The organism is Variovorax sp. J31P179, from assembly GCF_030316985.1.
In the GTDB taxonomy this organism is placed as follows: Bacteria; Pseudomonadota; Gammaproteobacteria; order Burkholderiales; family Burkholderiaceae_C; genus Variovorax; species Variovorax ginsengisoli_B.
Map to the genome: position 1 here is coordinate 81618 of NZ_JASZYL010000002.1, position 25314 is coordinate 106931.

Genomic DNA, 25314 nt, shown 5'->3' on the forward strand with positions numbered 1-25314 from the left:
AAAACGGGGCCGCGAGCGACCCCGTGAATCCCCGTTGGAGGGCGGATGAAAGAGGAAACCAGCCGGGTCAGCGCAGGCCGAAGAACGAGAGCACTGCAACCACGACCACGACCAGACCGACGATGTAGATGATGGAATTCACGGTGGAATCTCCTCTTTGTTGAAGACGTTTCCACTCTGCGCGCGCCGCCGCGGCCTGTGTGTAGTCGGCGATCATCGCCCCCTGTAGGACTCGCGAGTCAGACCGTCGAGGTCTCGGCGATCGTGCCGCTCTCCTGGTCGTCGTCCTCGTCGTCGCCGTCGCCGAGGAAGCCTCCGCTCTGGTGCGCCCACAGCCGGGCATAGAGGCCGCCGCGGGCCAAAAGCGTCTTGTGGTCGCCTTCCTCGACCACCCGGCCCTGGTCGAGGACGATGAGCCGGTCCATCGCCGCGATGGTCGACAGCCGGTGCGCGATCGCGATCACCGTCTTGCCTTCCATCAGCCGGTAGAGGCTGGCCTGGATCGCGGCCTCGACCTCGGAGTCGAGTGCGCTGGTGGCCTCGTCCAGCAGCAGGATCGGCGCGTCCTTGAGCATCACGCGGGCGATCGCGATGCGCTGGCGCTGGCCGCCCGACAGCTTCACGCCGCGCTCGCCCACGTGGGCCTGGTAGCCGTGCCGGCCGCTGGCGTCGCCCAGCGTCTGGATGAAATCGTGCGCCTCGGCGCGTTCGGCGGCGGCGCGGATCGCGATCTCGCCGGCGTCGGGCCGGCCATAGGCGATGTTGTCGGCCACCGAGCGGTGCATCAGCGAGGTGTCCTGCGTCACCATGCCGATATGGGCGCGCAGGCTGTCCTGCGTGACGTGGGCGATGTCCTGGCCGTCGACCAGGATGCGGCCGCTTTCCAGGTCATGGAAGCGCAGCAGCAGGTTGACCAGCGTCGACTTGCCGGCGCCGGAGCGGCCGACCAGGCCGATCTTCTCGCCCGGTGCGACCGTCAGCGTCATGTCGTCGATGACCCGGCGGCCCGCATCCGCGTAGCGGAAGCTGGCATGTTCGAAGCGCACCTCGCCGCGCGGCACTTCGAGCGTCTTCGCGTCGGCGGCGTCGAGCACCGTGCGCGGGCGCGACAGCGTGTTCATGCCGTCCTGCACCGTGCCGATGTTCTCGAACAGGCTGGTCATCTCCCACATGATCCAGTGGGACATGCCCTGCAGGCGCAGCGCCATCGCGGTGGCCGCCGCCACCGCGCCGACGCCGACCGCGCCCTGCGACCAGAGCCACAGCGCGGTGCCGGCCATGCCGGCGGTCAGGCCCATGCTGAGCGTGTGGTTGACGATCTCGAAGGCACTCACCAGCCGCATCTGGGCATAGCCGGTGCCCATGAACTCCTTCATGGCCGAGCGCGCGAAGCCGGCCTCGCGCTGGGTGTGCGAGAACAGCTTGACGGTGGCGATGTTGGTGTAGGCGTCGGTGACGCGGCCGGTCATCGAGGCCCGCGCATCGGCCTGGGCCTTGCCGACCTTGCCCAGGCGCGGCACGAAGAACACCAGCGAGCCGATGTAGCACGCGAGCCAGGCCAGGAAGGGCAGCATCAGCTGGCGGTCGAGCACCGCCGCCAGCACGATCATCGTCGCCACGTAGACCACCATGGCGACCAGCACGTCGGCCAGCACGAAGATGGTTTCGCGCACCGCCAGCGCGGTCTGCATGACCTTGGCCGTGATGCGGCCGGCGAACTCGTCCTGGTAGAAGGCCATGCTCTGGCCGAGCATCAGCCGGTGGAAGTTCCAGCGCAGCCGCATCGGCAGGTTCACTGCCAGTGTCTGGTGCTTGACGATGGTCTGCAGCGCCACCACGCCGATGCTCGCGGCCAGCGCGAAGGCCAGCCACATCAGCGTGGTGCCGCGTTCTTCCCACAGGCGCGCCGGAGCCTGGCCGCCGAGCCAGTCGACGATGCGCCCGAGCATCGCGAACAGCAGCGCCTCGAAGGCCGACATCGCGGCCGTCAGCAGCGCCATCGCGGCGATCTTGCCGCGCAGGCCCTGGGTGCAGGCCCACAGGAAGGCGAGGAGGCCGCGCGGCGGCAATTCGGGTTCGGCGGCGGGGTAGGCGGGAAGCAGTTTTTCGAAGAAGCGGAACAAGGCGGACGGTCTCCAGTGAGGCGTCACTGTAGCGGCGGCCACGGGGCTGCGCGCGAGAAAGGGATTTGTCAGTCGGCGGCGACGCCCAGCCGCTCGCCGAGGAAGTCGATGAAGCTGCGCAGCTTGGGCGCCATGTACTGCCGGCTGGTGTAGACCGCGAACAGGGTCACCGCCGGGGCCTTGAAGTCCGGCACCAGCCGCACCAGCCGGCCCTGCGCCAGGTCGTCGTCGATCAGCCATTCGGGCAGGAACGCCATGCCGATCCCGGCGCGCACCGCGTGCAGGGTCAAGGTGGTGTCGTCGGACTTCATCACCGGCTGCAGCCGCAGCGGCGCCTGCCGGCCCTTGCCATCCTTTAGCGCCAGGCCTTCGATGCTGACGTAGCTCGGCACGATGGCGTCGAGCTTCGCGAGGTCGGCGGGCACCCTCGGCAAGCCGGCGCGGGCGATGCAGGCGGGCGCGGCGACCAGGTGGAACTGCAAGGTGCACAGCGGCCGGGCGATCAGCGCCGGGGAGAGCTCCTGTGTGGCGCGCAGCGCGAGGTCGTAGCCGTCGGCTGCGAGATCGACCTTGCGGTTTTCCAGGTGCATGTCTATCAGCACCTCCGGAAAGCGTTCGCGGTAGCCGGCCAGCACGGCGGCGAAGCGCGGCGTGGCGCACCACACGGGCGCACTGACCTTGAGCTGGCCGCGCGGTGCGTCGTTCTTCTGGCCGATCGCGTTCTCGGCCGCGTCGAGCAGGTCGAGCGCGCGGCGGCTCTGCTCGTACCAAGCCTGGCCCGCCTCGGTCAGGCTCAGGTGCCGGCTCGAGCGATGCAGCAGGCGGGCACCCAGCGACTTTTCGAGCTGCGCCACATGCTTGCTGGCCATGGGGGCCGAGATCGCGAGCCGGTCGGCGGCGGCGACGAAACTGCCCGACTCCACCACCTCCCTGAAGACGCGCAAACTGGTCAGGCGATCCATCGATGATTTCCTCCTGGGAAATGAATCGATGAATCCTAGCCTATCGATTTCCTTCTGGGAAATCTCTAGACTTGCGTTCAAGGAGCATCCCATGACCACGACTTCCAGATTGCCCACCTATTTCATTTCGCACGGCGGCGGCCCCTGGCCGTGGATGAAGAAGGAAATGGGCCCCACCTACGACAAGCTCGAGGCCTCGCTGGCCGACATGCCGCGCCAGATCGGGCGCACGCCGGCCGCGATCCTCATGGTGTCGGCGCACTGGGAAGAGCCCGCCTTCACCGTGATGGGCAGCCCGCGCCCGCCGATGATCTACGACTACGGCGGCTTCCCGGCCCATACCTACCAGGTGCACTACGACGCGCCGGGCTCGCCCGAACTGGCGCGCCGCGTGCAGTCGCTGCTCGAGGCCGCGGGCCTGCCTGCGGCGCTCGATGCCGAGCGCGGCTTCGACCACGGCACCTTCTCGCCGATGGCCGCGATCTATCCGAAGGCCGAGGTGCCGGTGGTGCAGCTGTCGCTGCGGCGCGGCCTCGATCCGGCCGAGCACATCGCGCTGGGCCGGGCGATCGCGCCGCTGCGCGACGAGAACGTGCTGATCGTCGGCAGCGGCCTGAGCTATCACAACCTGCGGAACTTCGGCCCGCAGGCGCGCGATGTCTCGAAGGCCTTCGACGACTGGCTCGACGGCGCGGTGGTGCGAACCACGCCGCAGCAGCGGATCGAGCAGCTGCTGCACTGGTCGGCGGCACCGGCGGCGCGCATCGCGCATCCGCGAGAAGAACACCTGATTCCGCTGATGGTCGCGGTCGGCGCGGCCGAGGGCGAGGCCGGCGAACGCATCTACCACGAGGATGCGTTCATGGGCGGGATCTCGGTGTCGAGCTTCCGGTTCGGGGCCGCGTCCGCCTGAGCCTGGGTCGCCGCGCGGCACAATGGCGCGGTGCCATATTTCTCGACCTTCGATCCCCAGGCCGAAGCCGATGCGCTCGACCTGATCGCGCGCATCGACGCGCTCGCCACCCTCCACGACGTCGAGCACGACGGCGTGCGCGTACGCTGGCGTTGCTTCGGCAGCGACGACACGCGGCCTCCGCTGGTGCTGCTGCACGGCGGCCACGGCAGCTGGATGCACTGGCTGCGCAACGCCGAGGCGCTGTCGGCCTCGCGCACGCTGTGGCTGCCCGACCTGCCGGGCTTCAACGAGTCCGACGCGCCGCCGAAGCCGCAGCCCGGCCAGGCCGCGGTCGACCCATTGCTCGACGCGCTGTCCGGAACGCTCGACAGCCTGATCGGAGCCGGTACCCCGATCGACCTCGGCGGCTTCTCGTTCGGCGGCCTGGTCGCCGCCAAGTTCGGCCAGCGCCGGGGCCACATCCGGCGCATGGTCCTGGTGGGCAGCGGTGGCCACGGCTCGCTGCGGCGCATGACGGTCGAGATGGTCAACTGGCGCGCCGCCGAGGACCGCGACCAGGAGCGCGCCGCGTTGCTGCACAACCTGGCCGCGCTGATGCTGCACGACAAGTCGGCGATCGATGCACTGGCTTTCGCGATCCACGACATCTCCTGCCACGGCACGCGCTTTCGCAGCAAGGAGGTCTCGTTGTCGGGCGGACTTCAGGCCGCGCTGGAAGCCATCGGCGGCCCTCAGTTGCTGCTCTGGGGCGAGCACGACGTGACGGCGGATTCGCGGCCCTTGGTCGCGCAGCTCGCAGCCGGCCATCCCCAACGCGAAGGCGTGGTGATCGACGGCGCCGGGCACTGGGTGCAGTTCGAGCGTGCCGACGAATTCAACTCGGCGGTGCTGCGCTTCCTGGATCGGTAGCGCGGGTCCGCTCGGGTACGCAAAGCAGGCTCAGCTTTCGACCCTCTTGCGTGGCCTCCCGCCCAATTTTCCATTGCTGCGCGCGGCTTGGGCCTTGGCTTCGGATGTTTGCGCTCCGCCCGCTTTGCCCATGGCCTGCGCCATCCACTTTCGCGAACCCAGAATGCCTTCGAGCAGTGCCGGTACGTAGAGATCGACGTCGAGCAGGGGGAAGTGCAGTCCGGTGCCGGCGGGGCTGACTTCGATGTCGACAAGATCCTTGGGCCGGGCCTGCGCCAGTCCCTCCGCGAGGCTCGGTGGAAAGCCCAACTCGACGCCAGTGTTCAGCTGCACGACGACCCGCCCCACACGGCGATCGTAGTGCGCCGAAACGGCACGAGGGCCGGCGTCGCGACGTCTTTGCATTCGCGCTTCGGCTTGCTTCAATGCGGCCTCAGTGAGTGCCATGAATGCTGCTTCATTGAATGCAGAGCTTGTCGAGGGCGCTTTGCAGTTGGTTCACGATCCTGTTCAATTCATGCAATGCAAAACCCATGCTCTCCCGCAGTTCGGGCGGCCCCTTCGGACAATGCAGGTCGAACACAGCCTCTCCGTCCGGACTGATCACATGAACATGCGCCGGTCGATGGTCGTTGGTGTAGATCACTACCCGCAATTTGCCTAGGCGCAGCACTGTAGGCATGAATCCATCGCGTTCGAATGTATTTTAACCAAAACGCTTGGGTTATTACAGCGACGCCGCATTGCGCCGCCAGAAGTCGGCGTCCGGAAACTCGCCCGCGCCGGCCGCCGCGTTGTCCGCCATGTGCTCGGGCTGGCTGGTGCCCGGAATGGTGCAGGTCACGGCCGGATGGCTCAGCACGAACTTGATCAGTACCTGGGCCCAGCTGGTGCAGCCGATCTCGGTGGCCCAGGCGGGCAGGGGCTTGCCGCGCAGCCGGCGCAGCAGTCCCCCGCCGCCGAACGGCATGTTGACGATCACGGCCGCGCCGCGCTCGGCCGCCAGCGGCAGCAGGCGCTGGGCGGCTTCGGGCGCATCGAGCGAATAGTTGATCTGCAGGAAGTCGAGCGGCTCGGCGCGCAGCACCGCCTCGACATCGGTATAGGCCGATGCGGTGTAGTGCGTGATGCCCAGGTAGCGCACGCGGCCCTTGTCCTTCCAGCCGCGCAGGGTCTTCAGGTGAAAGCGCCAGTCGAGCAGGTTGTGGACCTGCATCAGGTCGATGCGCTCGGTGCGCAGGCGCTGGAAGGACTGCTCCATCTGCGCGATGCCGGCGTCGCGGCCGGAGGTCCAGACCTTGGTGGCGAGGAAGGCCCTGGCGCGCTGGTTCGATGCGGCCAGCAGCTCGCCGGTCACGGACTCGGAGCGGCCGTACATCGGCGAGCTGTCGAGGACCGAGCCGCCGGCGGCGAACAGCGCGTCGATGACGCCGGGCAGCCGCTGGAATTCGGCGCTGCCGGGCGCAACGTCGAAGCCGATCCAGGTGCCGCAGCCGACGACCGGCAGGGCTTCGCGGGTGCTGGGGATGGGGCGGGTGTTCATGCGCTTGACTCCCGGAGACTGGGCTGGGGCAAGAATCGGCAGCGTGGCGAGCAGTGGCAGCGCGGCGCCCAGGTGCAGAAACTGGCTGCGGGTGAGGGCGGGTGCCGAGGGCATGAGGAGTCCTCAGGCGATGGCGAGTATCAGGTGCCCGGTCGGCTGGGTGGCGGGCTTGAGCTTGATCTCAATGTCGTAACCCAGTCGATTGAGACAGTCCATCAGCTTGCGTTCCGAAAAATTGGAGAACGCGCCACGCATCAGGGCGGACACCTTGGGTTGGGAGATGCCCATCCGTTCGGCAGCCTGGTCCTGAGTCAGTTGCAGGCGTTGTATCGCGCGGTTGATTTCGATGGTGAGGCCGGACTTGATCTGGAGTTTCGCGGCGTCCGGCAAGGCCAGATCCGCAAAGACGTTGCCGGAGCTCTCTGTCACCTCGATATCGTCAACGATGCGTTTTTTCATCGCGTAGTTCCTTGATCAGTGCTTCGGCTGCCTTGAGCCGCATGCGAATGACGTCGATGTCGTGCTTGGGGGTTGCGATGCCGCTTTTGCTTTTCTTTTGAAAGCAATGCAAGACGAATACGGCTTCGGGAAACTTGACTGTGTAGACGGCTCGGTAGGTCCCGCCGATGTCACTGTCGACCACTTCCAGGACGCCGGCACCGGCAAAGCCTTGCAGCACCTTGGCGGCTGCATGCTGTTGTCCGTGTTGGGCAAAGTCGAGGGCGTGGCCAAAGAATCTCCTGATGGAGGGTGGCAAAGCCACCAGATCCTTCTTGCTGCTCCCGATCCAGAAGAGCCTTCTTTCCGGAGCGAGTGGCATGTAATTTATCCCATAACTGGAATGAAAGGCGCAAAAGGGGGGGCGAGGTCGACGCCATGCATGTCCCTGCAGGCAAGTCGACATGCAAACAAAAAACCACTGGGCGCAATGATGCTGTATAAAAATACAGTAACTTGACCATCATGGGCCTCCCTTCCCTCGACCCCTTCTCCTCCTCCGCGCGTCACAAGGTCTGGCGCGCGGACGAGCTGGGCCTGGCCGATGCGCAGGTCATCGGCACCGGCCACGCCGCCCTCGACGCGCAGCTGCCGGGCGGCGGCTGGCCGGTCGGCGCCATGACCGAACTGCTGCAGTCGGCGCCCGAAGCCCATGCCTGGCAACTGCTGCTGCCCGCCCTGGCGCAGGCGGTGCAGGGCGGCGCCGGCCCGGTCGCGCTGATCGGCGCGCCGCACGAGCCTTTCGGGCCGTCCCTGGCGGCCGGTGGACTGCCGATCGAATCGCTGCTGTGGGTGCGCAGCGAGGCGCCCGCCGCCCGGCTCTGGGCCTGCGAACAGGCGCTGCGCTGCGCCGAAGTGGCCGCCGTGCTGGCCTGGCTGCCGCAGGCGCGGGTCGGCGAATTGCGGCGGCTGCAGCTGGCGGCGGCGCAGCACGAGTCGCTGCTGTTCGTGTTCCGGCCGGCGAACGCGGCGGCGTCGACCTCGCCGGCGCGCCTGCGGCTGCAACTGATGGCCTGCGAGGGGGACCGGACGCAGGTCGATGTCCACATCCTCAAGCGCCGCGGCCCGCCGCTGGCCTCGCCGATCCAGCTGCCGGCGCGCAGCCAGCGCATGACGGCGCTGCTCGCCGCGAGCCAGTTGCGGCGCAAGCTGCTGCGGCAGCAAGAAGGTGTGGCGCAGCCCGGCGAAGGAGCGACGGTGGTGCGGCTCGATATCTTTTCAGGAAAACGGCATGCACTGGATCGCATTGCGTTGGCAGCCTGATGAAGTACTGCTTCCGTCCCACGAAGCCCTCGGCTGGTGGGCCCTGCAGTTCACCCCGCGCGTCGCCTGGGTCGACGAAGCCCTGCTGCTCGAGGTGTCGGCCTGCGAGCGACTGTGGGGCGGGCGGCTGGGCCTGATGCGGCAGATCGCCAGCCTCAACCCCGCGGCCCCGGTGCGCGTGCAGCAGGCCCAGGGCGCGACCAGCCTGGTGGCGCTGGCCCGGCTGCGGATGTTCGCGCGCGGCCAGCGGCCGCCGGCCGATCTGCCCGCGGACCTGCCGCTCGACACGCTGAGCGCCGCGCACGCGCACCTCGACGTGCTGGCGCACCTGGGCTGCCGCACCTGGGGCGAGGTGGCGGCGCTGCCGCGCGGCGGCCTCACGCGCCGCTTCGGCAAGGAACTGCGCGCGGCGCTCGATGCGGCCTGGGGCCTGGGTCCCGAGAGCCATCGCTGGCTCACGCTGCCAGACGTGTTCGAGCAGAAGCTCGAACTGCCCGCGCTGGCCGAGGGCGCCAGCGAGCTCATGTGGTCGGCCAACCGGCTGCTCGCGGCGCTGTCGATCTGGCTGCGCGCCCGGCAGCGCGGCGCGGTGTCGCTCGAGCTGCAATGGACGCTCGACCTCAAGCGCTTCAACGGCGTCGACCTGCCGCCGCACCAGCAGATCGTGGTGCGCACGGCCGAGCCGACCCAGGACATGGCGCACCTGCGCCGCCTGATGGCCGAGAAGCTCGCCCTCACCACGCTGGCCGCACCGGCGAGCTGGCTGCGCCTGCGCACGCTCGACACCACGCCCTGGGCCGGCGCCAGCACCAGCTTCCTGCCCGAGGACAACCGCAAGGGCGACAAGCTGCACGAACTGGTCGAGCGGCTCAGCGCGCGGCTCGGCCCGCAGCAGGTGCTGCGCGCGGTGGCGCAGGCCGATCACCGGCCCGAACGCCGGCAGTCCTGGCAGCCGGCGCTGCGCACGGCGGGCAAGGCAGTGGCGGCGCCCGCGCCATCTCAGGCCGATGCGATCTACCCTGCGTGGCTGCTGCCCGAACCCCTGCGCCTCGAGATGGACGGCGAGCGTCCGTGCTGGCGCGGACCGCTGCGCAAGCTGATCGGGCCCCAGCGGGTCGAGGCCGGCTGGTGGGGCGGCGTGGGGGAGGGCGGCCATCCCGCGGTGCGCGACTACTACGTCGCCGAGAGCCCCGAAGCCGGCCTGGTCTGGATCTTCCGCGAGCGCCCGACGGCCTGCTTTTCGGAGGGCGAGGTGCGCTGGTACCTGCAAGGCCTCTATGCCTGAACTCAGCGACAAGAAGATCCGCTCGCTGACGCTCGGCGAAGCGCATCCGCTGGCCCGGCGTCATGCGCCTGCGCCGGGCCTGCCGGACTATGCCGAGCTGCATTGCCTGACCAATTTCAGCTTCCAGCGCGGCGCTTCCAGCCCCGAAGAAATGGTCGAGCGTGCCTACCAGCTCGGCTATGCGGCGCTCGCGATCACCGACGAGTGCTCGGTGGCCGGCGTGGTGCGGGCCTACGTGGGCTTGCGCGAACTCCCGGCCAAGTTCGATGCCTGGGAGCGCGAACATCCCGAAGAGCAGCCGATCCCGCGCAACCCGGATTTCCGGCTGCTGTTCGGCAGCGAGTTCCGCTTCGAGCGCTTCCGGCTGGTGGTGATCGCCGACGACACCGAGGGCTGGGGCAACCTCTGCGAGTTCATCACCGCGGCGCGCAACACCGAGCTGCCGAAGGGCGAGTACCGCGTGAGCTGGGAAGACAGCGAGGTGGCCTCGCTGCAGCACTGCCAGATCCTCATCGTGCCCGATCGCAAGCCCGGCGAGGACATCGATGCCGACGCGCTGCACGACGACCTGACAGCCGCCAGGGCGCTGTTCGGCGACAGTCTCTGGCTGGCCCTGGAGATGCTCAACGAACTCGACGACGACCTCTGGTTCGTCGCGCTTGTCGAAGCCGGCCGGCGCGCCGGCGTGCCGCTGGTGGCGGCCGGCGACGTCCGCATGCATTCGCGGGCGCGCAAGCCGCTGCACGACGTGCTGACCGCGGTGCGCGAAGGCCGGACCGTCGCCGAGTGCGGCTTCGCGCTGCAGTCCAATGCCGAACGCTATCTGCGCCCGCGGGTGCGGCTGGCCGGGCTCTACATGGCCGAGATGCTCGCCAACACCCTGGTCGTGGCCGATCGCTGCCGCTTCGACCCCCAGGTGATCCGCGAGAACTACAAGTACCCGCTCGAAAGCGTTGGCACCGGCGAGACCCCGACGCAGACGCTGGCACGCAAGACCTGGGAAGGGGCGCTCGCGCGGTACCCGATCGAAAGGTTCGCCTCGGGCATTCCCGAGCGCGTGTGCCGGCAGGTCCAGCGCGAGCTCGCGCTGATCCACGAGCTAGGCTACGAGATGTTCTTCCTCACGGTCGAGGACATCGTGCGTTTCGCGCGCTCGCAGAACATCCTGTGCCAGGGCCGCGGCTCCTCGGCCAACTCGGCGGTCTGCTATTGCCTGGGCATCACCGCGATCCCACCCGAAAAAGGCACGCTGCTGTTCGAGCGCTTCCTGAGCCGCCATCGCCTCGAGCCGCCCGACATCGACGTCGACTTCGAGCACCAGCGGCGCGAAGTGGTCATCCAGTACATCTACGAGAAGTACGGCCGTGACCGGGCCGCCATCGCCGCGGTCGTGATCTGCTATCGCTCCCGCAGCGCACTGCGCGACGTCGGCAAGGCGCTCGGCATCGATGCCCGGCTGGTTGACGAATTCGCCAAGGACCACTACTGGTTCGACGAGACCGTGCTTGGCGAGCAGCTGCAGGCGGCGGCCGAGCGCGCTTGTGTCCAGGAAGACGCGCTCAGGCTGCAGCAGTGGATTGATCTCACCGTCGCCCTCAAGGGCTTCCCGCGCCACCTGAGCCAGCACGTGGGCGGCTTCGTGCTCACCCACACCCGGCTCACGCGCCTGGTGCCGGTCGAGAAGGCGTCGATGAAAGACCGCTCGGTCATCCAGTGGGAGAAGGACGACCTCGAGGCCATCGGCATGCTCAAGGTCGACGTGCTCGCGCTCGGCATGCTGAGCGCCATCCGCCGCGGGCTCGAGCTCATGAACCGCTGGCGCGGCAGCACGATCGAGATGCACCAGGTGCCGCACGACGATCCGAAGGTGTTCGACATGGTCTGCGACGCCGACACGGTCGGCGTGTTCCAGATCGAGAGCCGGGCCCAGAGGTCGATGCTGCCGCGCCTGAAGCCGCGCACCTACGAAGACCTGGTGATCGAGGTCGCGATCGTGCGGCCCGGGCCGATACAAGGCGGCATGGTGCACCCCTACCTGAAGCAGCGCGAGCGGGTGAGCAAGGGGCTGGCGATCCACTACGAGAAGGAAGAGCTGCGGCCCGCGCTGGAGCGCACGCTGGGGGTGCCGATCTTCCAGGAGCAGGTGATGCAGATCGCGATGATCGCGGCCGAGTTCACGGCCGACGAGGCCGACCAGCTGCGCCGCGCCATGGCCGCCTGGAAGCGCAAGGGCGGTCTCGGCAAGTTCCACGACAAGCTCGTCGAGGGCATGGTCGGACGAGGCTACCAGCGCAGCTTCGCGGAGGCGATCTTCAAGCAGATCCTGGGCTTCGGCGACTACGGCTTCCCCGAAAGCCATGCCGCCAGCTTCGCGCTGCTGGTCTGCGTCAGCGCCTGGCTCAAGCGCCACGAACCCGCCTGCTTCCTGGCCGCGCTGCTCGATGCCCAGCCGATGGGCTTCTACAGTCCGTCGCAGCTGGTGCAGGATGCGCGGCGCCATGGCGTCGAGGTGCGGCCGGTCGACGTCACGGCCAGCGACATGGACAGCACGCTCGAGGCGCGCGCCCCCGATGCGCCGCGCATGCCGCCCGGCACCGATGCGCGCCATGCCGAGCGCCTGGGCAACGACAACCCGCCGGCCGTTCGGCTGGGCCTGAAGCGCGTGGCCAGCCTTAGCGAGGCGGGGGCGAAGCGCCTGCTGGCGGCACGCGCCCAGGCGGCCTTCACCAGCACCGAAGACCTGGCGCTGCGGGCCGAACTCGATGCCCGGGACATGGCGGCGCTGGCCGCGGCCGATGCCCTGATGTCGCTCTCGGGCCATCGCCGGCAGCAGGTGTGGGATGCCACCGCGCAGCGCCGCGCGCCGGCCCTGCTCAAGGGCGTGCCGATCGACGAGCCGTCCTTGCAGTTGACGCCCGCGCCCGAGGGCGAGGAGATCGTCGGCGACTACGCCTCGCTCGGTCTCACGCTGCGCCGCCATCCGCTGGCGCTGCTGCGTTCGCGGCTGGCGCGGATGCGGCTCATGAGCGCCGAGCAGCTGCGCCCGCTGCCCAGCGGCCAGACCGTGCGCGCCTGCGGCATCGTCAAGGGCCGCCAGCGTCCGCAGACCGCCAACGGCACGATCTTCGTCACGCTCGAGGACGAGACCGGCAACGTCAACGTGATCGTCTGGAGCCACGTGGTCGAGGCTTGGCGCGAGCCGCTGCTCAAGTCGCAGCTGCTGGCGGTGCAGGGCACCTGGCAGCGCGACGTCGACAGCGGCGGCGAGGTGCGCCACCTGGTGGCGACCGGCTTCAAGGACCTGACGCCGCTGCTCGGGCGGCTGGCGGACAGCAACAAGAGCAGGGATTTCCACTAAGCGCTCCAGCGCGAAGTCGACTTGTCATTTCGGCCGGTATGACTCAGCCGATCCTGCGGTGCCAGGCGGCGTAGATGCCTGCCAGGACCGCAATGACGGCGAGGACCTCGAACCCGTCCAGCGAGGCCATGAACGTGGCCTGCTGTTCCATCACGCGCGCGAGGCTGGCCAGCGCCATCGTGTGTGCCTCGGCCGCCGCGTGGCCTGTGGCAACGAAACCGCGTGTGAGTGCGTCGAGCGCTTGCACAAAACCCGGATTCGAAGGCGTCGTGGCTTCGCTCAACCGCGTCTCGTGCAGCGCGATGCGGTGCTGCTGCAACGCGATGAAGGTGGCGGTCGCGAACGAGATGGCGAGTTGGCGCACGAGGTTCTTGAGCCGGTAGCTGTGGGCAAAGGCGTCGTCGTTGAAGGCGCGGAAGGTCATGCCCCCGACTGGCAGCATGACGAACAGCGGAATGGTGCCGTAGAGCACCAGCGGCACCACGAGGTGCAGGCGGTCGACCTGCGGCGTGATCTGCGTGAACCACCAGGCCGAGAGGGTAGCGAAGGCAAAACCCGAGACGACGAGCCAGCGCTGACGCTTGACGCGCCGCGCGTACTTGAGGTGCAGGAAGATGGTCAATGCACCCAGGAGGGACATCGAACCGGTGAAGTAGCCAGTGTCGCCGACAGTGAAACCGAGGCCGCCTTCCATGAGGCGGGGCAGCAGCAAGCTCATGCCCGTGGAGAGGTAGTAGAAGACGATGTAGAGCGCCAGTCCGGCCTGAAAGCTCGATTCGCGCAGCACGCTCAAGCGCATGAGCGGCGCAGGATGGCGCCACTGGTGCCAGGCGAACCACGCGATGCCTGCGACGCTCGCGATGGTGAGTCCGATGAGCGTGGGCGAGCCGGAGAAGAGCTCGAAGCGAGTCCGGGTGACGACCACCTGCAGCGCCGCCTGAGTGAGCGCGAACACGATGCAGGCGACGTAGTGGGGCTCGGTTCTTTCGTGCGGCTCGAGGTCGCCTACGTCGGGCAGCGTGCGAAGCGCGGCAATGCCGGCAAGCGCCGCGAAAGGCACGGAGACGACGAAGAGCGAGCGCCATTCGAAGTGGGTGACGAGGAATGCGCCGATGATCGATGCGAGCGCACCGGCGAAGGTGACGGACACCGCGAAGGAGCTCAGCGCCGAGGGCTGGCGTTGAGGCGGGATGCCGACCTGGATGAGGATGCGGCAGGCGCCGAGCATGGGGCCGACGAAGTAGCCCTGGAAGCCGCGCGCCAACATGAGCTGAATCGGCGTCTCGGCGAGCGCCGCGCAGATTCCGCCAATGCCGAAGGCGAACATGCAGGTGGCAATGTAGCGACGGTATCCGACGCGTTCGACCCAGGCGTGCTCCTGAAGAATGCCGAGCACTGCGCACAGCGCATAGGCGCTCGAGGCCCAAATGAGCTCGTCGGCGGTGGCGCTCACACCGCCCGCGATATAGCTCGAGAAAAAAGAAAACAGGGCGCTGTCGAAATAGTCGATGGCGATGACGAGGCCGAGGACCAGCGGCGCGAAGGCTGCGAAGTCGATGGAACGCCTCGGCGCGGGGATGGGGGTAGCGGGTTGCAAGAGGATGCGCTGAGAGATGACGAGAAGCCCTCTCCGCGTTCGGAGACCGTCATGGAGGGAAGGGCAAAAAAAAGGCCCGCGGTCGGCAGCGGGCCGTGGGTTGATTCGGCGGGAAATTACCGGCCGGCGTGCCGCGCGTCCGACCCGGTTGCCTTGAGTTGTGACGGAAGCGTGCTGTTCACGAACGCTTCGCGATACTCGTTCTGGTTCGGCGAGTGGGCTGCCGCAATGGCAGCGGCGCGAACGCCCGAGCGGTCGGCCGAAGCAGTCAGCGCCGGCGCCACGTGCGACGAAGCGGCATCGCTGTACGGATTCCCGCTCCGAGCGGCGATCACGGCCTGGGACTGGACATCGGCGCGGCTGTTGGCCGAAACGGGGGCATGCACGCCGCCGTAGGTTTCGGCTTGAGCGCCGGCGACGGCGAGAACCGAAAGGGCGGCGGCTGCGATGAGTTTCGAGGGATTCATTTTTGGATTCGTTCCTGGATCTGGTTTTGAAGAATGTCTCGACCGGTCACGCATGGATCCCGGCCGAACGGATCAGTTGGCACTGTTCTGCTAGCGACAACCCGCCACAGTTATATGCGTATAAACCCTGTGAAATGCGATCGCGATGTTCACGGGACTGAAACAATCGAGCGGTTATCGGAGGTCGAATAAAACTCCAAATGCAACGGCTCTCCGTGCAGTTCCCACAGGCGAGAACGCGAATTTTCAAGGTCAGGATTGCGCTGCTTCATCTCAATCGAGAAGAAGCGGATCCAAGTATCAAACTATCTTTCACTGGCGTTAATCAGATAAATCTGAAAAGGCGAACACTCATTCCCAATAAAAAGAGGAAAAAAATCTCCAACGCAGAGAAATGACTCATTTGAATCATGGGGTTTTCTTGGAGATGCGAGGCGCGAATGGCTTCGCATCGATCGCAAGTCGCCGTCCTATCGCGGCGCTTGCCGCTCCTGCGCAGTCACCGATCGCGTGATGAGCCGCCCATCGCGCAACACCGACACCTCCACGCTGCGGCCGATGCGGTCTGCGCTCAAGAGCCGCAGCAGGTCGTCGGCACCCGCGACCACCCTGTCGTCCAGCGCCACGAGAACGTCGCCGACGCGCAGTCCTGCCTGTTCCGCCGCGCTGCCGGGTTGCACCTCGCCGATGCGCACCGCATTCGCGCCCGAGTGGATCGCGAGGGCGACGCGGCGTGGAAGCGGCACCGTCTGCGCCGCGATGCCGAGGTGCGCGCGCCGCACGCGGCCATGGGCGATGAACTCGCCGATCACGAAACCCGCGGTGTTGCTCGATACCGCGAACGCGAGCCCTTGCGCGCCCGCGATCATCGCCGTGTTGATGCCCACCACCTGGCCCGAAGCCGCCACCAGGGCGCCGCCGGAGTTGCCGGGGTTCAGCGCCACGTCGGTCTGGATCACGTCGTCGATCAGGTGCCCGCTCTGCGAGCGCAGGGAACGGCCGAGCGCCGAGACGATGCCCGCGGTGATCGTCGATTCGAAGCCCAGCGGATTGCCGATGCCCACCACCAGATGGCCGCGCTTGAGCATCTTCGAATCGCCGAGCCGGGCAGTGGCGGCGCCGCGCGGCAGTTCCACGCGCAGCAGCGCGAGATCGGTCGCGGGATCGTCGCCGATCACCTCGGCTTCGCGGTCGCCGGCTTCGGTGCTGCCCACGCGCACGCGGCGCGCGCCGGCGACCACGTGGCTGTTCGTCAGCACGAGCCCGTCGTTGGCGATGACCACGCCCGAGCCCAGCCCGCCGCGCCTCCCCGGCGGGCCGCTCTGCACCCGCACCACCGCGGGACCGACGCTGTCGGCCACGCCGGCTACCGCGCGCGAGTAGGCGTCGAGCAGCGCCTCCTGCCGCGCCTCGGGCAGGCCGCTTTCGTCGGGGGCGTCGGTGGCGGGGCGTTCGTCGAACATGGGAATCCTCAAAGATGGATGACGCCCTGGCGCACGGCCTGGGCCACGGCGTCGGTGCGGCCGGTGGCGTCGAGCTTGTCGAGCAGCGAGCCGACGTGGAACTTGGCGGTGTGGACCGAGATGCCCAGCCGGCGCGCGATGCCCTTGTTCGAGGCGCCCTCGGCCAGCAGGTCCAGCACCTCGAGTTCGCGCCGGGTCAGGGCCGAGTCGGGCTCGGGCGCGGGCTGCGCGGGGGCCGTCGCGAGCCGCAGGTCGGCCGGCTCGCCGGGCCGCGCCAGCCGCAGTTCCGGCAGGGGCGCCAACAGCGCGAGCAGACGCTCCGACAGTCGCGGGTCGGCGATGTCGAGCGCGATCACGATCGGGTCCTGCGCGGTCGTCATGCTCAATCGGCCGGCCTTTCGCCCACGATGAGCTGCGCCTCGAGCGGCTCGCCGCCTCGTTGCAGCGACAGCCGGACCACGCTGCCGACGCTGCTCGGACCGAGCGCGCGCAGCAGCCGGCGCACGCTGTGCACCGGCTCGCCGTTCCAGGCCAGCAGCAGGTCGCCCTGGCGCAGTCCGGCGGCCGCGCCGGGGCCGTCGGCGGCCACGCCCATCACCATGGCGCCGAAGCCCGTCGGCTCGACCTTCACCGCTTGCAGCGCCAGGCCGAGGTAGCCGCGCGGCACCCGGCCGTGGGCCGCCAGCAGGCCGGCCACGCGCTCGATCGTCGGGCCCGGGATCACCAGCACGCGGCGGCGCGGGCCGAACACCGTCATGCCGATGGCCCGGCCGCGCGCATCCAGCGCCAGGCCGCCTTCGGCGCTGCGCCGCAGTCGCAGGTCGAGTTCGATCCGGGCGTCGATGTCGCCGCCGCGCAGGCTGCGCCAGGCCGGTCCGGCCAGCGCCACGACGCCGGCGGCCGCGACCGTGGTGCCGTCGGCGGCGCCGACGCCGAGCGCGATGGCGCCGCTTTGCACCGGCGGTGCATCGAAGGCGGCGGGAGTGGGCGAGGCGCCGGCGATGCGCAGCAGCGCGATGTCCGTGGCGGGATCGCGGCCGACCAGCGTTGCGGCCGCGTGCCTGCCATCGGGCAGCCCGACGGCCAGTTCCACCTCGTCGGGAATCGCTTCCTCGCAGGTCACGATCAGCCCTTCGCGCCAGGCGAATCCGCTGGCGCGTACCCGCCCCGGTGGCACGGACTGCACCGCGACCACGCTGCGCGAGGCCTGGGCCACGGCGCCGGCCATGGCGGTCGACAACTGTTCGATCAGCGTCGGGGAAGAAGGGTCGATGGACATGGGAGCTCCTTAGATGGCTTCATTGTGGGAAGCCACAAGGCCCGCGGTAACTGCCCGCATGGGCAGGCGGACTCATGTCGGTTGCGCATCAATGCCCGCACTCGATTTCATCGAGGAGAAGGCGTCTGCAGGTCTAGCATCGACGCACGACGAGGTGCGATCATGGTGCTGAATTTTCAAGGTGCGAACAGCGGTGCGACGCCCGTGCCGGGCGCGCACGCGCCCGCAACGCGGGCCGCCGAAGCAAGGCCGGCGCCCACGCCTGCGCCTGCGCTGGGGCGCCGCGCCGATCGCACCGATCCGATCGCCGAATTCTTCGTCCGCGCGGCCGAAGACCGCTACCGCGCCTGGGACGCCGTCGCCGATGTGGCGCACTGGCTCAGCGTGGCGGTCGGCGGCGCCTTCATGGCGGCAGCCGCGCTCGGCTGGTTCTAGAAGCCGTAGAGCGCAGCCGGGTTGTCGACCAGCATCCGATCGCTCGAGTTTTCGCTAACCTGTCGCGATGAACGCCATCGCCTTGCAGCCCACCCGTGCCGGCGCGCCGATCGGGCCGCCGCCCCCGGCGCCCGACCTGCCGGTGCCGCCGCCCACCCTCCCGCCGCCCGCTCCCGCGGGCGACCCGCCGGCTGTCGATCCGCCGCAGGTCGAGCCGGGTGCGCCACCACCGGTCGCCGACCCGCCGCCGGGCGCGTCGGCGCTCGGCCGGCTGCATGCGCGGCGGCTGCGCGAGGTCCATCGCTCGGCCGGCTGGCCCTGCTGCGACGCGATCGAAGTCGACCTGCTCGCCGCGGGCTTGCTGGCGCGCGTGCGTTCGGCCCAGGGCCACGAGACCCTGCGCCTGACCGATGCGGGCATCGCCCAGCTGGCGCGCACAGGCGTGGTCAACCGGGCCGCGCTGTCGCGGCACGAAGCGCTGGTCGAGCAGGTCGCGCGCGAGATGACGCGCGCCGGGCGCCTGGCCTGGCGCGGCTTGAGCCTGCGGGCCCGCCTGGCCGGTGCGGCCGAGGGCGACAAGCCACGCTGGTGCATCGCCCGGCCCGATGTCTTCTCGATCCGCAATACCAGCGTCGAGGCCTATGCGCAGCCGATCGTGCACGAGGTCAAGGTCAACCGGGCCGACCTGCTGAGCGACCTTCGCAAGCCCGACAAGCGCGCCGCCTACCTGGACCTCGGCGGCGAGTGCTGGTACGTGCTGGGCTGCGACGCCAAGGGGCGTCCGATCGGCGAGCCGGACGAGATCCCGGCCGAATGCGGCGTGCTGATCGCGCAGCAGGGGCGGCTGGTGGTCGCGCGCTCGGCGGCGCACCGCCCGCTGCCGAGAATCCCGTTCGCGGTCTGGATGGCCCTGGCCAAGGCGCAGCCCGTGGCCGGCTTCGACGACGAGATGCAAGGGCTTCTGAGCGAATTCGGCGAGTGAGACGCGTTCGTCGTCATGGCATCCGGCCGCGGCCGGGCCGGGCGGAAGCCCTCACGCATCGCGCCGGCTCGGCTTTGCGTAGCGCCGCATCGCGTGCAGTCCGTCCTTGAGCTTGAGGAAGGGCGTCTCGATCAGCCAGTAGCTCAGCGTGGCGGCCGCGAACGCCTGCACGATGTTGAGCGGGAAGCCCCAGGTGGCGGGCGAAGCGTTGTGCAGAAACAGCTGCTGCCAAAGGTAGAGGCTGTACGAAATCGTGCCGACGAAGACGAACACCCGGGTGCGCAGCAACCCGCACAGCCAGAAATTCTTCAGGTGGGTGAGTGCGACGACGATCAGCGCCATGAGGGCGGCGTTGAAGGTGGTTCCATAGGTGTTAGACCAGTACCTGCCCAGGTTCACCGAGGGCAGTGCCAGCAGCAGGACGAACAACAGGCCCACCAGCAGATTCCGGTACTTGACCGAATCGAGAAAAGCCTTGATCGGCTCTCGCTTCAACGAGGCGTAGCAGCCGATCAGGATCGAGTCGACACCCGTGTGCAGCATCATTCCCAACTGGCCTCGAAGGCCGGGCGCCAGGAAGTAGGACACGACCCTGACCATCGGGATGGCAAGGATGAGCACGGGAAGCAGCTTCTCGCTCTTGCGCAGCAGGATGAAGATCAGCAGCGGTGGCCAGAACCAGTAGAACTGCTCTTCGAGCGCGAGGCTCCAGAAATGGCCGAGATACCAGGCGCCTTCGAGGTGGGCGTTGTTGACCGGCCCGATCCCCAGCATTTCCGCGTAGTTCCAGGTGTAGGTGGCGGCAAAGACGAATTGCTGCCATGCGATATCGATCAGCCCGGCGTACGACAGCAGGACCAGCACGATGAGGAAGGCATAGAAGGCCGGCCAGATCCGCAGCGCGCGCCGCAGGTAGAACTGCCAGAGGTCGATCCGGCTCCTGCTCCTGAACTCGGCCTCAAGGATGCCGGTGATCAGGAAACCGCTCAGGACGAAGAAGATCTGCACGCCCAACGCTCCGCTCGAGAAGAAGTTGAGCGGCGCGAGCCATCCGTGGTAGCCGTCGGGGGCCGTGTCGTGCGCGTGTCCGAACACCACCATCATCACGGCGACGCACCGAAGGCCGGTCAGTTCAGGAACTCTGGTCATTTCATTCCCAGGACAAGGGTCTGGACGGGGTTTTCGGCGCCGACGGACAGCCGCGGTGAAGGTCGGTAACCGGATGCTACATTTATATCACTTTTGCATTACAACGTGACACTATTTGAGGCAGCATGAGGCGCCGGCGAGACGGCCGGCGGTGGTGGCTAGAATGCTGCTGTCCAGGAATGCGGGTGTAGTTCAATGGTAGAACGGCAGCTTCCCAAGCTTCATACGAGGGTTCGATTCCCTTCACCCGCTCCACTTCCTGCGCCGCTCGCAGCGCCGATGGGTCCCATTCCATGAAACTTCGATTTCTGAAGCCGGATTCCACGCCCCTGGCCAGCACCGACACCTCGCTGATCGAATCCCTCAGGGCCGAGCTGCTGAAGCGCCCGGGCGTCGTCGAAGAAGAGGACCCGGCCCTGGCCGATGCCCTGGTGATCCGCGAGCCGTGGGCCTTCAGGGAGTGGCGCTACATCGACAAGCTCATCGCCGATCCGGTGGTCGGCCGCTTCTCCCACAAGGTCTACAGCGTCAACTGCGACGATGCCGCCGCGGGTTTGCTGCGCGGCATCTACAACTGCCTGCCGCGAAGCCGGTTCGATCCAACGCTGCACGCGGCGACGCCTTTCCTCTCGCAGCCCAACGAGCTGGTGTTCGCGCATGCAGGAAGCTCGCGCGGCCCGGCCGCCTTCCTGGGCACCTGGCGCGGCAATCCCAAGTCCAACCGGCGGGTGAGGGGCCGCCTGCTGGATCTCTATGCCGCGTCGACGCGCTTCAAGATCGAATCGACCGAAAGCTGGCTCAACCACGGTGCCGACGAAAAGCTTCGCTACGTCGAGTTGCTGCGCGCCGGCCAGTTCTCGCTGTGCCCGGGCGGATGGGCGGCCGCGTCGATGCGGATCTTCGAGAGCATGGCGCTGGGTGTCGCGCCGGTGATCCTCGCCGACGAGTTCGTCGAGCCGGCGGGACCCGACTGGCAGGCGTTCTCGCTGCGCGTCAGGGAGCGCGACCTGGGCTCGCTCGAAACGATCCTCCAGGCGCATTCGGGCCGCCACGAGGAGATGGGCGCCCGCGCCTACGAAGCCTGGAAGCAGCATTTTCATCCCGACCTCCTGATCGGCTACTACGCCGATGCCTTGCTCGGCTGCATCCGGGCCAACGCGGGATCCGGTTCGCCCGACGAAGACATCGAGCGCTGGCGCTCGCGGCGCATGTACAAGGCCAACGGATGGACCACACCGCAACGGCTGTCGAACAAGCTCAAGCGTCTCTTGCGGGTCTAGATTGACGCCGCCGATGTCGCTGCGTGAGTCGCTGCGCTCGCTGGTGTGGCTCGCCGTCGGGCTGTGCGTGGCCGCGGGCGCCGCTTTCTGGCAGGCCAGCTACAACAGGTCGCTGGCCGAAACGCGCTTCGAGGCCATCTCGCAGCGCGCGGTGGAGCGGGTGGCAGCCCGCATGCATGCCTTCGAGTACGGCTTGCGCGGCGCGCGCGGTGCGGTGATCGCGGCCGGCGGCGAGGCCGGCATCACGCGGCTTCACTTTGCGCAGTACAGCGCGTCGCAGGACATCGAGCGCGAGTTCCCGGGCGCCAGCGGATTCGGCTTCGTGCGCCGCGTGCCGGTCGACCATGAGGCGGACTTCGTCGCCGCCGCCCGACGCGACGGCAAGCCTGACTTCCACATCCACCAGATCGGACCCAACGCGGGCGAGCGCTTCGTCATCCAGTACTTCGAGCCCTCCGATTCCGCCGTTCCCGCGATCGGGCTCGACCTCGCTTCCGAGCCGCGACGCCGCGCGGCCGCCGAGCGCGCGATGCGGTCCGGCGAGATCGCGATGACGGCGCCGATCACGCTGGTGCAGTCCTCGCCGGGGCCGCGCTCGGTGCTGCTGCTGCTGCCGGTCTACGAGATCGAAGCGCCGCTCGACGCGCTCCAGCAGCGCGATCGACGGTCGCTGCCGGCACGGGGCACGCCCGAGGAGACCATCGGCTGGATCTACACGCCGGTCGTGCCCGCCGAGGTGCTGAAGGATTTCGACTTCGAGGGGGGGCAGTTCGCGATCAGCCTGGCCGACGCGACGGACGGCGCCGAGCCCGATCTCTTCTTCGTCTCGCCCCAGCAGCCGGCCGCGGCCGGCCAGCTCAGGAGCGTGCTGCCGCTGGAGCTCTACGGGCGGACCTGGAAAGTGGACGTGGTGGCCAAGCCGCAGTTCCTGAAGCAGCTCAACCTGCGCAGCCCCTGGCCGGTGTTCCTGATCGTCGCGACGGTGGCCCTGCTGGTGGCGCTGCTGTCCTTCATCGGCCAGCTGACCGAGCGCCGCAAGCTGCGCGAAAGTGAACAGCGCTCACGGCTGGCGGCCATCGTGACCAGCTCCAACGACGCCATCATCGGCTGCGGCCTGGACGGACGGATCACCGACTGGAATGACGCCGCGGCGAAGATCTTCGGCTACTCAGCCGAAGAGGCGATCGGGCGGGTGACCCACGCCCTGCTGATGCCGGCCGACCACCAGCACGAAGAAGAGGCGTTGCTGCGCCACGTCGCCGAAGGCCGATCGGTGGCCGCGTTCGAGACCTTCCGGCGGCACCGCGACGGGATGCCGGTGGCGGTTTCCGTGGCGGCAGCCCCGATCCGATCGGCCGATGGCGGGGTGATCGGCGCTGCCCAGACCGTGCGCGACATCACGCACGAGAAAGCGACCAAGGCGCGCATCCTCGAGCTCAACGCGACCCTCGAGCAGCAGGTGAGCGAACGCACGGCGCAGCTGGTGGCCCTGTCGACGCGCGAGCGCGCCATCCTGGCCGATGCCGCGAGCGCCATCATCGCGACCGACGTCGACGGCGTGGTGACCCTGTTCAACCCCGCGGCCGAAGCCCTGCTGGGCTACACGGCGGGCGAGGTGGTCGACCGCTTCGAGATGATCCGGTTCCACGACCCGGCCGAAGTCCGTGCCCGTGCCGAGGCACTCGCCGCCGGGCTCGACCGGCCGCTGCGCGTCGGCGAGGTCTTCGCCCATGCCGAGGGCGGATTCGGCGCCCATCCCCGGGACTGGACCTGGGTGCGCAAGGACGGCCGCCGCCTGCCGGTGCACCTGAACGTGAGCCCGCTGCGCGACGATGCCAACGCGGTGGTCGGCTTCATCGCGATCGGCTCCGACCTCTCGGAGCGCAAGCTGGCCGAAGAAAAGCTGCGCAGCAACGAACGCTTCATGCGCATCGTGACCGACAACATCCCGGGCATCGTCGCCTACTGGACGACCGACATGCGCTGCACCTTCGCCAACAGCGCCTACCAGCGCTGGCTGGGACGCTCGGCCGAGCAGATGGTCGGCACCACGCAGCTGGAGCTGCTCGGCCCCGAGCAGTTCGGCATCAACGAGCCCCACATGCGCGCCGCGCTCGCCGGCGAGGAGCAGCGCGTGATGCGCACGCGAACCCTGGCCGACGGATCGGTCGCGCACTACTGGCTGCACTACATTCCCGACCGCGACGAGGCCGGCGTGGTGCAGGGCTTCATCTCGGTGGCGGTGGACGTGACCGACATGCGCCGGGCGCAGGAGCAGCTCGAGGTGCTGAACCTGGCGCTCAAGGAACGCAGCGCGCAGGCCGAGTCGGCGAACCGGGCCAAGAGCGAATTCCTGGCCAACATGAGCCACGAGATCCGCTCGCCGCTGAACGCCGTGATCGGGCTGGCCTACCTGCTGCGGCAGACCCGGCTGGACGACACGCAGCGCGACTTCCTGCAGAAGATCGACGCCGCCAGCAGCGCACTCCTGGGCGTGATCAACGATGTCCTCGACATCTCGAAGATCGAGGCCGGAGAGATGGCGCTCGACGAATCCGGCTTCAAGCTGCAGGAGCTGCTCGAGGGCGTCATGTCGATGGCCTCGGTCAATGCCGGCGGCAAGGACATCGCGTTGCGGCTGGAGCGCGAGAACGGCCTGCCGGCGCAGTTGCGCGGCGACCAGACGCGGCTGCGCCAGATCCTGGTCAACCTGATGAGCAACGCAGTCAAGTTCACGGCCGAGGGCGCGGTGCGCCTGTGCGTGACGCTCGAGGAGCGGCAGGGCCGGCGGGTGCGCCTGCGCTTTGCCGTGATCGATACCGGCATCGGCATCGAGGCGCAGGTGCTGGACCGGATCTTCGCGCCTTTCACGCAGGCCGACACCTCCACCACGCGCCGCTTCGGCGGCACCGGGCTGGGGCTTTCGATCGTCAAGCAGCTGACCGAACTGATGGGCGGCGAGATCGGCGTCGCGAGCACGCCGGGCCAGGGCAGCGACTTCTGGGTCGTGCTCCCGCTGGAGATTGCCGACGACACGGCGACGGCGGCGCCCGCGCAGGCCGACCTGGCGGACATCCGGGTGCTGGTGGTGGACGACAGCCCGGTCAACCTGCTGGTCTGCCAGAGCATCCTGGTGCGCGCGGGCGCCGAGGTCAGCCTGGCGAAGGACGGCCGCGAAGCGGTCGAGAAGCTGCGGGCGGACCCCGCCGCCTTCGACGTGGTGCTGATGGACGTGCACATGCCGGCGCTCGACGGCAACGAGGCGACCCGGCTGATCCGCGGCGAACTCGGCCTGATCGCGCTGCCGGTGATCGCGCTGACCGCGAGCGCGCTGGTGGCCGAGCGCCTGCGGGCCTTCGAGGCCGGCATGAACGATTTCGTCAGCAAGCCCTTCGACGCCGAAGTGCTCATGCGCACGGTGCGGCGCTGCGTTGACCAGGCGCGGGCAGGGGGGCTGGCGGGGGCGCCGGAGGACGCGGCGCCGCCGGCCCCGGCCCCGGCGGCGGCGCCGGTGGTGTCCGTCCTGCGTCCCGAAGACCTGGCGGCGCTGATCGGCGCCCTGCGCGAGCGCAGCGCCTCCGCGCTGCCGCGCCTCGACGAACTGGCGCCGGCGCTGCGGGCCCACCTCGGCGAGCAGCGCTTCGGCGCCCTCGAGCGGGCGATGCAGACGCTGCGGTTCCGGCGTGCCGCCGAGATACTCGAAGGGGCCGACGCGGGCGGGCAGGCCCGAAACCTATAATCGCAGGCTCCAGCAGATCAAGCAGTCAGGTGGGTTCGAAGCAGGGGCTGCCCCCATCCGGCCGCC

The 25314-nt window shown here is 68.6% G+C and carries 23 protein-coding genes and 1 tRNA gene; 10 read left to right on the forward strand and 14 right to left on the reverse strand.

The window, feature by feature from the left end:
- Window positions 1–67 precede the first annotated feature (67 nt).
- From QTI17_RS04705 to QTI17_RS04715, 3 genes are all read right to left on the reverse strand, one after another.
- Entirely contained in the window at window positions 68–217 is a 150-nt protein-coding gene (locus tag QTI17_RS04705) for a hypothetical protein (protein ID WP_286531481.1), read from the reverse strand.
- Between the two features lie 22 nt (window positions 218–239).
- On the reverse strand, window positions 240–2123 hold the full coding sequence (locus QTI17_RS04710; RefSeq protein WP_286531483.1) for an ABC transporter ATP-binding protein: 1884 nt from the start codon (window positions 2121–2123) through the stop codon (window positions 240–242).
- Between the two features lie 68 nt (window positions 2124–2191).
- Window positions 2192–3085, reverse strand: coding sequence for a LysR family transcriptional regulator (locus QTI17_RS04715; protein WP_286531486.1), 894 nt, complete (start codon window positions 3083–3085; stop codon window positions 2192–2194).
- A gap of 91 nt (window positions 3086–3176) precedes the next feature.
- Here QTI17_RS04715 and QTI17_RS04720 point away from each other — a divergent pair, with 91 nt between their 5' ends.
- Both QTI17_RS04720 and QTI17_RS04725 read left to right on the forward strand, forming a co-directional pair.
- Entirely contained in the window at window positions 3177–3998 is an 822-nt protein-coding gene (locus QTI17_RS04720) for a DODA-type extradiol aromatic ring-opening family dioxygenase (RefSeq protein WP_286531489.1), read from the forward strand.
- A gap of 30 nt (window positions 3999–4028) precedes the next feature.
- Window positions 4029–4910: an alpha/beta fold hydrolase gene (locus QTI17_RS04725; RefSeq protein WP_286531491.1), complete on the forward strand. Its 882-nt coding sequence runs from the start codon at window positions 4029–4031 to the stop codon at window positions 4908–4910.
- Window positions 4911–4940: 30 nt separating this feature from the next.
- Here QTI17_RS04725 and QTI17_RS04730 read toward each other — a convergent pair whose 3' ends face one another.
- The 5 genes from QTI17_RS04730 to QTI17_RS04750 are packed head-to-tail and all read right to left on the reverse strand — an operon-like array spanning window position 4941 to window position 7273.
- Entirely contained in the window at window positions 4941–5357 is a 417-nt protein-coding gene (locus QTI17_RS04730; protein WP_286531493.1) for a DUF2442 domain-containing protein, read from the reverse strand.
- 10 nt (window positions 5358–5367) lie between these two features.
- On the reverse strand, window positions 5368–5592 hold the full coding sequence (locus QTI17_RS04735; protein ID WP_286531495.1) for a DUF4160 domain-containing protein: 225 nt from the start codon (window positions 5590–5592) through the stop codon (window positions 5368–5370).
- Window positions 5593–5637: 45 nt separating this feature from the next.
- Complete coding sequence (locus QTI17_RS04740; protein ID WP_286531497.1) at window positions 5638–6567, reverse strand: aldo/keto reductase; 930 nt, start codon at window positions 6565–6567, stop codon at window positions 5638–5640.
- A gap of 9 nt (window positions 6568–6576) precedes the next feature.
- Window positions 6577–6912, reverse strand: coding sequence for a helix-turn-helix domain-containing protein (locus QTI17_RS04745; RefSeq protein ID WP_286531499.1), 336 nt, complete (start codon window positions 6910–6912; stop codon window positions 6577–6579).
- Window positions 6893–7273 carry a type II toxin-antitoxin system RelE/ParE family toxin gene (locus QTI17_RS04750; RefSeq protein WP_286531501.1) on the reverse strand — a complete coding sequence of 127 codons (381 nt, stop codon included), beginning with the start codon at window positions 7271–7273 and terminating at the stop codon, window positions 6893–6895. Before QTI17_RS04750 ends, QTI17_RS04745 begins: the two co-directional genes overlap by 20 nt.
- A gap of 143 nt (window positions 7274–7416) precedes the next feature.
- On the opposite strand from QTI17_RS04750, the gene imuA reads away from it, so the two are divergent.
- Genes imuA through QTI17_RS04765 form a run of 3 tightly spaced genes read left to right on the forward strand, consistent with a single transcriptional unit; the run spans window position 7417 to window position 12857 of the window.
- Window positions 7417–8214: a translesion DNA synthesis-associated protein ImuA gene (gene imuA, locus QTI17_RS04755; RefSeq protein ID WP_286531503.1), complete on the forward strand. Its 798-nt coding sequence runs from the start codon at window positions 7417–7419 to the stop codon at window positions 8212–8214.
- The gene (locus QTI17_RS04760; RefSeq protein ID WP_286531504.1) at window positions 8183–9499 is read left to right on the forward strand and encodes a Y-family DNA polymerase; all 1317 of its coding nucleotides are present in this window, start codon (window positions 8183–8185) and stop codon (window positions 9497–9499) included. Before imuA ends, QTI17_RS04760 begins: the two co-directional genes overlap by 32 nt.
- Window positions 9492–12857 (forward strand): error-prone DNA polymerase, encoded by a 3366-nt coding sequence (locus QTI17_RS04765; protein ID WP_286531506.1) that lies wholly within the window; start codon window positions 9492–9494, stop codon window positions 12855–12857. Before QTI17_RS04760 ends, QTI17_RS04765 begins: the two co-directional genes overlap by 8 nt.
- Before the next feature lie 43 nt (window positions 12858–12900).
- On the opposite strand, the gene QTI17_RS04770 is transcribed toward QTI17_RS04765, so the two are convergent.
- From QTI17_RS04770 to QTI17_RS04790, 5 genes are all read right to left on the reverse strand, one after another.
- Window positions 12901–14454: an MFS transporter gene (locus QTI17_RS04770; RefSeq protein WP_286531508.1), complete on the reverse strand. Its 1554-nt coding sequence runs from the start codon at window positions 14452–14454 to the stop codon at window positions 12901–12903.
- A 116-nt stretch (window positions 14455–14570) separates the two neighbouring features.
- The gene (locus QTI17_RS04775; protein ID WP_286531510.1) at window positions 14571–14921 is read right to left on the reverse strand and encodes an alpha/beta hydrolase; all 351 of its coding nucleotides are present in this window, start codon (window positions 14919–14921) and stop codon (window positions 14571–14573) included.
- A 470-nt stretch (window positions 14922–15391) separates the two neighbouring features.
- Window positions 15392–16384 (reverse strand): S1C family serine protease, encoded by a 993-nt coding sequence (locus QTI17_RS04780; RefSeq protein WP_286531512.1) that lies wholly within the window; start codon window positions 16382–16384, stop codon window positions 15392–15394.
- A gap of 8 nt (window positions 16385–16392) precedes the next feature.
- The gene (locus QTI17_RS04785; protein WP_286531514.1) at window positions 16393–16764 is read right to left on the reverse strand and encodes a response regulator transcription factor; all 372 of its coding nucleotides are present in this window, start codon (window positions 16762–16764) and stop codon (window positions 16393–16395) included.
- Between the two features lie 2 nt (window positions 16765–16766).
- Window positions 16767–17663: a S1C family serine protease gene (locus QTI17_RS04790; protein ID WP_286531516.1), complete on the reverse strand. Its 897-nt coding sequence runs from the start codon at window positions 17661–17663 to the stop codon at window positions 16767–16769.
- 162 nt (window positions 17664–17825) lie between these two features.
- Here QTI17_RS04790 and QTI17_RS04795 point away from each other — a divergent pair, with 162 nt between their 5' ends.
- Window positions 17826–18098, forward strand: coding sequence for a hypothetical protein (locus tag QTI17_RS04795; RefSeq protein ID WP_286531518.1), 273 nt, complete (start codon window positions 17826–17828; stop codon window positions 18096–18098).
- Between the two features lie 67 nt (window positions 18099–18165).
- Complete coding sequence (locus QTI17_RS04800) at window positions 18166–19080, forward strand: hypothetical protein (RefSeq protein WP_286531520.1); 915 nt, start codon at window positions 18166–18168, stop codon at window positions 19078–19080.
- Window positions 19081–19131: 51 nt separating this feature from the next.
- On the opposite strand, the gene QTI17_RS04805 is transcribed toward QTI17_RS04800, so the two are convergent.
- Window positions 19132–20229, reverse strand: a complete 1098-nt coding sequence (locus QTI17_RS04805) for an acyltransferase family protein (protein ID WP_286531521.1) — start codon at window positions 20227–20229, stop codon at window positions 19132–19134.
- Between the two features lie 181 nt (window positions 20230–20410).
- Between QTI17_RS04805 and QTI17_RS04810 the strand changes: the two genes are divergently transcribed.
- From QTI17_RS04810 to QTI17_RS04820, 3 genes are all read left to right on the forward strand, one after another.
- Window positions 20411–20484: transfer RNA gene (locus QTI17_RS04810), tRNA-Gly, on the forward strand.
- A 38-nt stretch (window positions 20485–20522) separates the two neighbouring features.
- The gene (locus QTI17_RS04815) at window positions 20523–21509 is read left to right on the forward strand and encodes an exostosin domain-containing protein (RefSeq protein ID WP_286531523.1); all 987 of its coding nucleotides are present in this window, start codon (window positions 20523–20525) and stop codon (window positions 21507–21509) included.
- 13 nt (window positions 21510–21522) lie between these two features.
- The gene (locus QTI17_RS04820; RefSeq protein WP_286531524.1) at window positions 21523–25248 is read left to right on the forward strand and encodes a CHASE domain-containing hybrid sensor histidine kinase/response regulator; all 3726 of its coding nucleotides are present in this window, start codon (window positions 21523–21525) and stop codon (window positions 25246–25248) included.
- Window positions 25249–25314 lie beyond the last annotated feature (66 nt).

What these genes read in the sequence shown, in the direction of transcription:
- QTI17_RS04705 (WP_286531481.1), bottom strand. Translation starts at nt 217, where the DNA reads ATGATCGCCGACTACACACAGGCCGCGGCGGCGCGCGCAGAGTGGAAA.
- QTI17_RS04715 (WP_286531486.1), bottom strand. Translation starts at nt 3,085, where the DNA reads ATGGATCGCCTGACCAGTTTGCGCGTCTTCAGGGAGGTGGTGGAGTCG.
- QTI17_RS04720 (WP_286531489.1), top strand. Translation starts at nt 3,177, where the DNA reads ATGACCACGACTTCCAGATTGCCCACCTATTTCATTTCGCACGGCGGC.
- QTI17_RS04730 (WP_286531493.1), bottom strand. Translation starts at nt 5,357, where the DNA reads ATGGCACTCACTGAGGCCGCATTGAAGCAAGCCGAAGCGCGAATGCAA.
- QTI17_RS04735 (WP_286531495.1), bottom strand. Translation starts at nt 5,592, where the DNA reads ATGCCTACAGTGCTGCGCCTAGGCAAATTGCGGGTAGTGATCTACACC.
- QTI17_RS04740 (WP_286531497.1), bottom strand. Translation starts at nt 6,567, where the DNA reads ATGCCCTCGGCACCCGCCCTCACCCGCAGCCAGTTTCTGCACCTGGGC.
- QTI17_RS04745 (WP_286531499.1), bottom strand. Translation starts at nt 6,912, where the DNA reads ATGAAAAAACGCATCGTTGACGATATCGAGGTGACAGAGAGCTCCGGC.
- QTI17_RS04750 (WP_286531501.1), bottom strand. Translation starts at nt 7,273, where the DNA reads ATGCCACTCGCTCCGGAAAGAAGGCTCTTCTGGATCGGGAGCAGCAAG.
- imuA (WP_286531503.1), top strand. Translation starts at nt 7,417, where the DNA reads ATGGGCCTCCCTTCCCTCGACCCCTTCTCCTCCTCCGCGCGTCACAAG.
- QTI17_RS04760 (WP_286531504.1), top strand. Translation starts at nt 8,183, where the DNA reads ATGCACTGGATCGCATTGCGTTGGCAGCCTGATGAAGTACTGCTTCCG.
- QTI17_RS04765 (WP_286531506.1), top strand. Translation starts at nt 9,492, where the DNA reads ATGCCTGAACTCAGCGACAAGAAGATCCGCTCGCTGACGCTCGGCGAA.
- QTI17_RS04775 (WP_286531510.1), bottom strand. Translation starts at nt 14,921, where the DNA reads ATGAATCCCTCGAAACTCATCGCAGCCGCCGCCCTTTCGGTTCTCGCC.
- QTI17_RS04780 (WP_286531512.1), bottom strand. Translation starts at nt 16,384, where the DNA reads ATGTTCGACGAACGCCCCGCCACCGACGCCCCCGACGAAAGCGGCCTG.
- QTI17_RS04785 (WP_286531514.1), bottom strand. Translation starts at nt 16,764, where the DNA reads ATGACGACCGCGCAGGACCCGATCGTGATCGCGCTCGACATCGCCGAC.
- QTI17_RS04790 (WP_286531516.1), bottom strand. Translation starts at nt 17,663, where the DNA reads ATGTCCATCGACCCTTCTTCCCCGACGCTGATCGAACAGTTGTCGACC.
- QTI17_RS04795 (WP_286531518.1), top strand. Translation starts at nt 17,826, where the DNA reads ATGGTGCTGAATTTTCAAGGTGCGAACAGCGGTGCGACGCCCGTGCCG.
- QTI17_RS04800 (WP_286531520.1), top strand. Translation starts at nt 18,166, where the DNA reads ATGAACGCCATCGCCTTGCAGCCCACCCGTGCCGGCGCGCCGATCGGG.
- QTI17_RS04805 (WP_286531521.1), bottom strand. Translation starts at nt 20,229, where the DNA reads ATGACCAGAGTTCCTGAACTGACCGGCCTTCGGTGCGTCGCCGTGATG.
- QTI17_RS04815 (WP_286531523.1), top strand. Translation starts at nt 20,523, where the DNA reads ATGAAACTTCGATTTCTGAAGCCGGATTCCACGCCCCTGGCCAGCACC.
- QTI17_RS04820 (WP_286531524.1), top strand. Translation starts at nt 21,523, where the DNA reads ATGTCGCTGCGTGAGTCGCTGCGCTCGCTGGTGTGGCTCGCCGTCGGG.